Below are 7,529 nucleotides of genomic sequence, written 5' to 3' on the forward strand. Positions count from 1 at the left end.
TACTATCGCTGAACAGAAAAACCTTTCAGGCGTAGTGAGTTGGTAACCACAAAAACCGAGCTCAGTGCCATCGCGAGGCCGGAAAATAATGGGTTGAGCAGGCCAAGTGCGGCAACAGGAATGAGTATGACGTTATAGGCAAAGGCCCAGAAAAGGTTGCCCTTGATAATTGCTAGCGTGCGGCGCGAGAGCCGAATGGCATCAGCAGCGCAGCGTAGATCGCCGTTCATCAGGGTGATATCAGAGGCTTCAATTGCCACGTCGGTACCCGCGCCCATGGCGAGCCCAAGGTCCGCCTGGGCAAGGGCGGCGGCGTCGTTAATGCCGTCGCCGACCATCGCCACGGTACGCCCGGAGCGTTGCAGTTCCTTGATGCTATCTACCTTGTCCTCCGGCAGTACCTCGGCGCTGACGCCTTCTATTCCTACCTCGGCCGCCACGGCGTGGGCGGCTCCAGCGTTATCACCGGTTAGCAGGTAAGGGGTGAGCCCAAGCTCTTTCATCTGTGCCACTGCGGCGGCAGAGCTGGGCTTGATGGTATCGCGGACCTCAATGATTCCGGCAGGTTGGCCGTCCACGGAGACAACCACCGGCGTGGCACCAGAGTCTTGTGCCTCGCGGAATGGTGCTTCTAAGTCCCCCAAGGGGCCTTGCGGCTTGCCGACACCCACTCGGACCCCCTCTACAGTTCCTTCCACGCCGCCCGGAACTACTGCGAATTCGGTAGCCGGTTCCACGCTGCATTCCTGGGCAATGGCACGGGCGATGGGGTGTTCGGAATTGTGCTCGACGGCCGCGGCCAGCTCGAGCACGTCACCGTGGACGGCGGTAACGGACATCTCTCCAGCCGTGACCGTGCCGGTTTTATCCATCACAATGGTGTCGATTTGGCGCGTAGACTCCAAGATTTCCGGGCCTTTAATGACAAGCCCGAGCTGTGCGCCGCGGCCGGTGCCGACGAGAATCGCGGTGGGCGTCGCCAAGCCCATCGCGCATGGGCAGGCCACAATGAGAACGGATACGGCGGCGATAAAGGCCGGGGCTACCCCGCCGAAGAAGAGGTGAACAATCAGCGTAAGCGCAGCTACCGCAATCACCACAGGGACGAAGACCTGCGCGATGCGGTCCACGAGGCGCTGCACTGGTGCCTTGGAGGTTTGGGCATCTGTGACGAGCTGGGCCATCTGGGCCAGTACCGTATCCTCGCCCACCTTGGTGGCTCGCACCTCAATGCGGCCCGAAGCGTTGATGGTTGCACCAGTGACCGCATCGCCGGTACTCACCTCAACGGGTACTGGCTCGCCGGTAATCATGGACGTATCGACGGCCGAGTTGCCCGCCTTCACGATGCCATCGGTGGCGATCTTTTCGCCTGGGCGAACTACGAAGACATCGCCTACCTGCAGCTGTGCAATAGGGATGCGCCGCTCGCCCTGTGCGGTAAGTACCGAGGCTTCCTTAGCTCCTAAGGAGAGCAGCTCCCGCAGCGCCTCCGAAGACTGGCCTTTGGCCCGCGCCTCGAACCAGCGGCCGAGCAGCAGGAACGTAATGACCATGCCTACGGATTCAAAATAGATGTGGTCCATTTGTGCCGCGTTTGCATCCAGCGACATGTGCATCTTCATGCCCGGCTCGCCCGCGTTGCCGACAAACAGTGCCCACAGCGACCAGAAGTAGGCCGCCGAAGTTCCCATGGTGATGAGCGTGTCCATGGTGAAAGAACCGTGCTTAAGGTTCGTCCACGTGGCGGTGTGGAAAGGTGCGCCACCAAAGATGTAGACGATGGTAGCGATGATGGCGCAGGCCCACTGCCAATTGGGAAATTGCAGGGCCGGCGACATCGATACCACCATGAGCGGCAGCGATAAAGCTCCGGCGACAATGGTGCGGCGCAGCAACGCGTCGCCATCATCCTTCTTAGGCTGGGGATCCTCCGCCTTCGTCTCGGCCATGTCGAAAGCGCCGTAACCTGCGCCCTCAACCACCGAAATGAGCTCCTGCGGGCTAACCGTCTGGGAGTCATACTCGATGGCCGCTGCCTCGGTGGCAAAGTTGACGCTGGCGCTTACCCCGTCAAGCTTGTTGAGTTTGCGCTCGACGCGGGAGGAGCAGGAAGTGCACGTCATGCCCGTGACGCCAAGGTCCAAGTGGGACATGGCGGTGCCTACTTCAACGTGTAGCCGGCCTCAGTTACAGCGGCCGCTACCTGTTCATCGGTGAAATCGGTGCCACTAACCGTAACCGCGCCGGTGGTGTGGTCTGCAGTGACTTCGCTAACGCCGGAGATTTCGCCGACTTCTTCCTTTACTGACATTTCGCAATGTCCGCAGGTCATGCCCTCTACGGTGTAGTTTTTGGTGCTCATAATGATCCTTCCTTTGGGTTGATTTCTGTACCGATTTTATACCCCCTAGGGGTATGTGACAAGGATGATTCAGGTACGTTGGGGAAATAAAGCGATACGTAAAGGAGTTAGATCAAGCATGGCTACTATCGATGTCACCGAAGAAAACTTTGAAGAAACCGTTACCGGCGAAGGCATTACGCTCGTAGACGCTTGGGCCGATTGGTGCGGACCTTGCAAGCGCTTTGCGCCGGTTTTTGAAAAGGCCTCCGAAGAGCACACGGATGCTACCTTTGCCAAGCTGGATACCGAGGCTAACCAAGGCCTCGCATCCGCACTGGAGATTCAGTCCATTCCAACGCTGATGATTTTCCGCGATGGCATCTTGGTATTCCGTGAGGCTGGCGCGCTGCCCCCTGCAGCATTGGAAGACCTACTCAAGCAGGTTAAGGAACTCGACATGGCAGAGGTCCGCCGCCAGGTAGAAGAGCAAAATGCGCAGGGCTAATACCTACTAGCTTCCTCGGCGCTTTCTGGTGAGTATCGCTAAACTCGCTAGAAAGCGTCTTTTTTATTTCCAAAGGAGAAGATAATGGCTAACCCTTTCAGCAAAGGTTGGAAGTACATGATGAGTTCCTTCGATCAGAAGATTGATGAGAACGCTGATCCGAAGGTGCAGATCCAGCAGGCTGTTCAGGCATCCAAGGAGCAGCACCAGCAGATTTCTGAGCACGCCGCAGAAATCATCGGCCATAAGTCTCAGCTGGAAATGCAGATGGACCGCCTGGTGAAGTCCCAGCAGGACTACCAATCTCAAACCCAGCGTGCATTGGAACTGGCAGATGCGGCGGAGGATCCGCAAAAGGCTGCCGAATATAACCAGGCTGCGGAAGTTGTTGCTTCTCAGCTGGTTGCAGTGGAGCAGGAACTGGAAGACGTCAAGCAGCAGTACGCTGCCGCAGAGCAAGCTGCCGCGCAGGCCAAGAGCCAGCAGCAGCAGTCTGAGGCGCGCTTGAAGGAGCAGCTAGCCCAGGTTAGCCAGCTGGAGGCTCAAGCGGATCAAGCAGCGATGCAAGAAAAGAACGCTCAGGCCATTGAATCCATGAATCAGCTAAACCCGGATGATTCCGTGCCTACTCTTGATTCTGTGCGCGCCAAGATTGAAAAGCGCTACGCCGATGCCTTGGGCGCGCAAGAATTGCAGCATGCTACCGGCGGTGATCGCATTAGTGAGATTAAAGCCGCCGGCAATGACATGAAGGCGACTGCGCGCCTTGATGCCATCCGGGCGGATATTAAGAAGAAGAAAGAGCTCGAGTCCGGCGATTAATTCTGCCGGCGAACGTTAATTAAAACCCCACGAATCCCCGAGTGGAAACCATCGCGTAAATTCACGCGCTGGGTTTCGGTCAGGGTGTATTCGTGCAGGGTTTCGCAGGCAAATTGCAGTAATGGGCGGTCGATCTCTGGGGGAAGCCCGCCGCCCGAAAGCAGGTGTGCCTGGTCGCGCTGTTCGGTGCTAGCAGCGTTATCGAACCACCAGGAGGCGTATTGCTGGCCCACGTCGAAGGGGGACTGGAATCCAGCCGAGCTCCACACTTCTTCTGGCAGCGGAACATATTTAGAGCGCAGTTTGCGGCGAGGAGCCATCATGGATGGCTTTGGTGCTGGTTTCTCCGCGGGAGAGTCCTCCTCGGCGGGGGAATCCTCTGCAGCATCCACCTTGGGCGGAGCCGGCTTGGGCGTTGGGGCCGGGGTGGGCTTTTCGGTAGCACCGAAGGCTGCTTCCACCTCTGAGGGCTCGCCGCATTCGTCCGGCTCCGGCATTTCCTCGCTGTCCTTGTGCGCGTTTTCGCGCACCACTGGCGGAAGCGGGCCTTCCAATACCTGCAATTCCATAGCATCGGCGAAGTCCTCGCGCGGGTCCAAAATGGTGGTGGAATCGCACGCATGGCGCAGGGCGGAGGACATGGAGTCCCAGCCAAATCCATAAAGATGCACGCGGATGCCATTGTCCACGGCTGCCTGGGCACCGGGAATCATGTCTGCATCGCCGCTGACGAGAACAAAATCAGTGAATTGACCCTTCATGGCGGCGATGACCATATCCGCCACCAACCGGGTATCCACGGCCTTTTGGGTGCGGCGCTCACCCCACTCGATGAGCTGGCCAGTGCGTAGTTGTACGCCTTCGCAGGTGCGCAACGCCCGTTGGTAGCGGTGCGGGCCGGTATCGGGAATGCCGTCATACCAGTATTGGCGTTGGATCGGGGTTCCCAGTTGGTTCTCGATCATCCCGCCCATCGTGCTGACCACCTCGGGTAGATCGATTTCTAGTTGCGCGCGAGCTCCGGTGTCCCATGAGTTATAAAAGCTTGCGAGCAAGTATGAGGTATCGACAAAGACAAGTGTGCGTTCAAGCATGGCTCCTAAGTTCCGTTCTAATTGTTCTAAATAAAATTCTTTGTGGTTTCCAGTGTGCCCCATTAGTCACAAAACGTCGATAACCTTGGACAAAATCCCAGCGCAGTAGGGGCAAAAAAGTTTTCTCTTCGGAAGTATTGCAGCGGTGGACTGTTGCCGATATGGTTGGTTACACAAGTAGCTAACCAACGAACCGAGGGTTAATGGATAATTCCACCCAACCACTCTTCCGCCAGATTGCTTCCTTGGTGGAAGACGCCATTGTGGACGGAACCCTGGGCGAGGGGGACCGGGCTCCGTCCACTAATGAGCTTGCTGACTTCCACAACATCAACCCGGCCACCGCTCGCAAGGGGATAAGCCTCCTAGTGGATATTGGTGTGCTGGATAAGCGTCGCGGCATCGGCATGTTTGTCGCAGACGGTGCCCTGGCGAAAATCCGCGAGCGCCGCAGGGCCGATTTTGCGGCGGAATACATGGCCCCGCTTGTGGATGAAGCTGTGCGGCTGGGGTACCACCGCGCCCAACTCCATGACCTATTTGATCGCGTTGCAGAAAGCCGAGGAATGTACTCATGATTAAGACACGAGATTTCACCTTTGCCGATGGCCTGACGCACGGCCTAGTTGGCCCCAACGGCATAGGCAAAACCACGCTCCTGCGCAAGATCGCCGGCCAAATCCAATCAGGCGGGATAACGGTCTTCGGGGAGAACCCTTTTGATAATCAATCGGTTCTCAACCGAGTCATTTTGATGGGGATTGATAACCCGCTACCGGATTCCTGGGGCATCGGAAAGCTGGGCGTCATAGGAAAGGCACGGTGGCCGCGATGGGACGATGAGCGGTTTAATGAGCTGCTGGTTCGCTTTGATGTTCCGGCCAAGGCTTATTCTTCCCTTTCCCGCGGGCAAAAGTCTGCGGTGGGCTTCATCTTCGCCGTTGCATCTGGCTGCGAAGTCATGCTTCTCGACGAACCCTATCTCGGCCTCGATGCACAGCGCCGGGAGCTCTTTTATCAGGTGCTGCGAGAGGAACACGGCCGCACCATGGTCATTTCCACCCATCACCTCAATGAGGTGGCGGGCCTTCTCGATACCGTTTCTCTCATGGGAGATAATCCAATTTCCGGTCCAATCGATGACTTCATCGAGGGGATTCTGGAGCTCACTGGTCCATCCGAGTCTCTCACCGCAGCGGCCGAGGAGCTGGGCCTTCCTGAGCTGACTAGGACAACCACGTCCTTAGGGGATCGCGTGCTTATCGACGCCCGCTCCGCCTCCACCGATCCCATTTTCCGCATTGCCCAGGCCTACGGCCTGCGTGTCAATGAGGTCTCTTTAGAGCGTGCGGTGCTGGCATTAGAGGAGAGAGCATGAAACTACTGTGGTACCTAGGCGATTGGTGGCTCTGGGCCTTTTTCCTGTTCGCATTATTGGTCATGCCAGTCATGGCAGAGGGAACATGGAGCGTGCTCCCCGTAATCGCTTCCTTGGGGCTCGTGCTCTCCCTAAAGCCTGATTTTCAGAAATATGAACTAGTGGGCTTGGGATCGAAAATCTGGAACGAACATCGTCGCATTCTCGTCGCGCTACTCGCACTAGCGGCAGCCGTGGGCGCTCTCACTGTGCAGCTGTGGTGGGCATTGCCTGTTTATGCAGTCGCGACGCTATGGGCCATGTATCGCAGCGCCACTCCGAAACGCTCCGGGTACACCACTGTTGGCGTGCAACCTTCGAGCGGATTTGGTTGGTTCCCCCGCACCTTGGCCGGGCAAACGATCTATCGCCCGCAGGCCAAAGCTTGGTGTGGGGCGTGTTTGGCGCAGATGATTGGCTTAGTTCTCTACCAGTATGAGGACGCGGCTTCAGTGCTCGAATTCCTCGGCATCTTCATCTGGGTACTGACTGTTGTGCTGCTCGGGGCGGTCTTGGGCAGCTTAAGAAAATCCCTCCGCGAATACACGGTTATGGGAGGAAGTCGTAGAGATTGGGCCCTGCATACTGCAGTGCTCGGCCTGATACCTGTCCTCGCAGCCATCAGTATCAGCGCAGCACTGACGAATGACAGTGAACTCGTTACGGCCATCGCATTGCTTAGTGCGACCTGTGCCCCGGTTTTGGTCACGCTGGAATTTCTGGGAAAGAAGAACTGGTACCTATTCATCCTCTATGCGGTCCTCATAGCCGGAATAGTCGTCATTTACGTCCAGACCCCCATCCCCGCAATTGCCAAGTTCTTCTTGGCGGTGGCCTTCTATGCAGTATGGGCATTGACCCTCCCCAGCTACATTCGCCGAGCGAATGTTCACGGCGGCGGAATGAGTCGTTGGATGGGCGTATCTTAAAGCTCCCAAAATAGTAATTGTCCTGGGGATTTGTGTTTGTTTGAGTCGCTGTGTAACTTAATACGAGTCAGCGCGACCGACAGCGCCCCACAGGAACAAGAAAGTTCCTGGCTGAAGCGGCGATAGGAAAACAGGCCCTGACAAAATAAATTTTTCGCTCACGACGAGCTACACACGCAAGTGTGTCGTTGTTGTGTGGTGGTGATGTTTGAGAACTCAATAGTGTGCCAATGTACTTTTTATTTTTTGTGTGCATGGTTGTGTGTTGATTGGTTTGTCTGCCAGCAGGCTTAATGGTTTGTTGGTTGGTGTGTGCCGGTTGGGTATGTGGAACACGTACCTTTTTGAATGCTGTTTGGTGTTTCGGCTGCATTGAGATGGATTGGTTGGCATGTGATTGTGTTTACCTTTTTTG

General features: G+C 56.6%; 8 protein-coding genes. 5 read left to right on the plus strand and 3 right to left on the minus strand.

Features of this window, described 5'->3' with window-relative positions; all coding sequences use genetic code 11:
• Positions 1 to 2 precede the first annotated feature (2 nt).
• Together MHK04_RS09650 and MHK04_RS09655 are read right to left on the minus strand one after the other, a co-directional pair.
• On the minus strand, positions 3 to 2,156 hold the full coding sequence (locus MHK04_RS09650) for a heavy metal translocating P-type ATPase (RefSeq protein ID WP_239207685.1): 2,154 nt from the start codon (positions 2,154 to 2,156) through the stop codon (positions 3 to 5).
• Positions 2,157 to 2,164: 8 nt separating this feature from the next.
• On the minus strand, positions 2,165 to 2,365 hold the full coding sequence (locus tag MHK04_RS09655) for a heavy-metal-associated domain-containing protein (protein WP_023020127.1): 201 nt from the start codon (positions 2,363 to 2,365) through the stop codon (positions 2,165 to 2,167).
• A 118-nt stretch (positions 2,366 to 2,483) separates the two neighbouring features.
• Between MHK04_RS09655 and trxA the strand changes: the two genes are divergently transcribed.
• Together trxA and MHK04_RS09665 are read left to right on the plus strand one after the other, a co-directional pair.
• Complete coding sequence (gene trxA, locus MHK04_RS09660; protein WP_005325956.1) at positions 2,484 to 2,852, plus strand: thioredoxin; 369 nt, start codon at positions 2,484 to 2,486, stop codon at positions 2,850 to 2,852.
• 84 nt (positions 2,853 to 2,936) lie between these two features.
• On the plus strand, positions 2,937 to 3,674 hold the full coding sequence (locus MHK04_RS09665) for a PspA/IM30 family protein (protein WP_239207684.1): 738 nt from the start codon (positions 2,937 to 2,939) through the stop codon (positions 3,672 to 3,674).
• Here MHK04_RS09665 and MHK04_RS09670 read toward each other — a convergent pair.
• Positions 3,671 to 4,768, minus strand: coding sequence for an NYN domain-containing protein (locus MHK04_RS09670; protein ID WP_023020125.1), 1,098 nt, complete (start codon positions 4,766 to 4,768; stop codon positions 3,671 to 3,673). The two genes, MHK04_RS09665 and MHK04_RS09670, sit on opposite strands and share 4 nt — an antisense overlap.
• Positions 4,769 to 4,971: 203 nt before the next feature.
• Here MHK04_RS09670 and MHK04_RS09675 point away from each other — a divergent pair, with 203 nt between their 5' ends.
• Genes MHK04_RS09675 through MHK04_RS09685 form a run of 3 tightly spaced genes read left to right on the plus strand, consistent with a single transcriptional unit; the run spans position 4,972 to position 7,114 of the window.
• Positions 4,972 to 5,346 (plus strand): GntR family transcriptional regulator, encoded by a 375-nt coding sequence (locus tag MHK04_RS09675; protein WP_023020124.1) that lies wholly within the window; start codon positions 4,972 to 4,974, stop codon positions 5,344 to 5,346.
• Complete coding sequence (locus tag MHK04_RS09680) at positions 5,343 to 6,146, plus strand: AAA family ATPase (protein WP_239207683.1); 804 nt, start codon at positions 5,343 to 5,345, stop codon at positions 6,144 to 6,146. The genes MHK04_RS09675 and MHK04_RS09680 overlap by 4 nt, the downstream gene beginning before the upstream one ends.
• On the plus strand, positions 6,143 to 7,114 hold the full coding sequence (locus MHK04_RS09685) for a beta-carotene 15,15'-monooxygenase (RefSeq protein WP_239207682.1): 972 nt from the start codon (positions 6,143 to 6,145) through the stop codon (positions 7,112 to 7,114). Before MHK04_RS09680 ends, MHK04_RS09685 begins: the two co-directional genes overlap by 4 nt.
• Positions 7,115 to 7,529 lie beyond the last annotated feature (415 nt).

The sequence above is a fragment of the Corynebacterium nasorum genome (assembly GCF_022345765.1).
Classification (GTDB): domain Bacteria; phylum Actinomycetota; class Actinomycetes; order Mycobacteriales; family Mycobacteriaceae; genus Corynebacterium; species Corynebacterium kefirresidentii.

What these genes read in the sequence shown, in the direction of transcription:
- MHK04_RS09650 (WP_239207685.1), bottom strand. Translation starts at nt 2,156, where the DNA reads ATGTCCCACTTGGACCTTGGCGTCACGGGCATGACGTGCACTTCCTGC.
- MHK04_RS09655 (WP_023020127.1), bottom strand. Translation starts at nt 2,365, where the DNA reads ATGAGCACCAAAAACTACACCGTAGAGGGCATGACCTGCGGACATTGC.
- trxA (WP_005325956.1), top strand. Translation starts at nt 2,484, where the DNA reads ATGGCTACTATCGATGTCACCGAAGAAAACTTTGAAGAAACCGTTACC.
- MHK04_RS09665 (WP_239207684.1), top strand. Translation starts at nt 2,937, where the DNA reads ATGGCTAACCCTTTCAGCAAAGGTTGGAAGTACATGATGAGTTCCTTC.
- MHK04_RS09670 (WP_023020125.1), bottom strand. Translation starts at nt 4,768, where the DNA reads ATGCTTGAACGCACACTTGTCTTTGTCGATACCTCATACTTGCTCGCA.
- MHK04_RS09675 (WP_023020124.1), top strand. Translation starts at nt 4,972, where the DNA reads ATGGATAATTCCACCCAACCACTCTTCCGCCAGATTGCTTCCTTGGTG.
- MHK04_RS09680 (WP_239207683.1), top strand. Translation starts at nt 5,343, where the DNA reads ATGATTAAGACACGAGATTTCACCTTTGCCGATGGCCTGACGCACGGC.
- MHK04_RS09685 (WP_239207682.1), top strand. Translation starts at nt 6,143, where the DNA reads ATGAAACTACTGTGGTACCTAGGCGATTGGTGGCTCTGGGCCTTTTTC.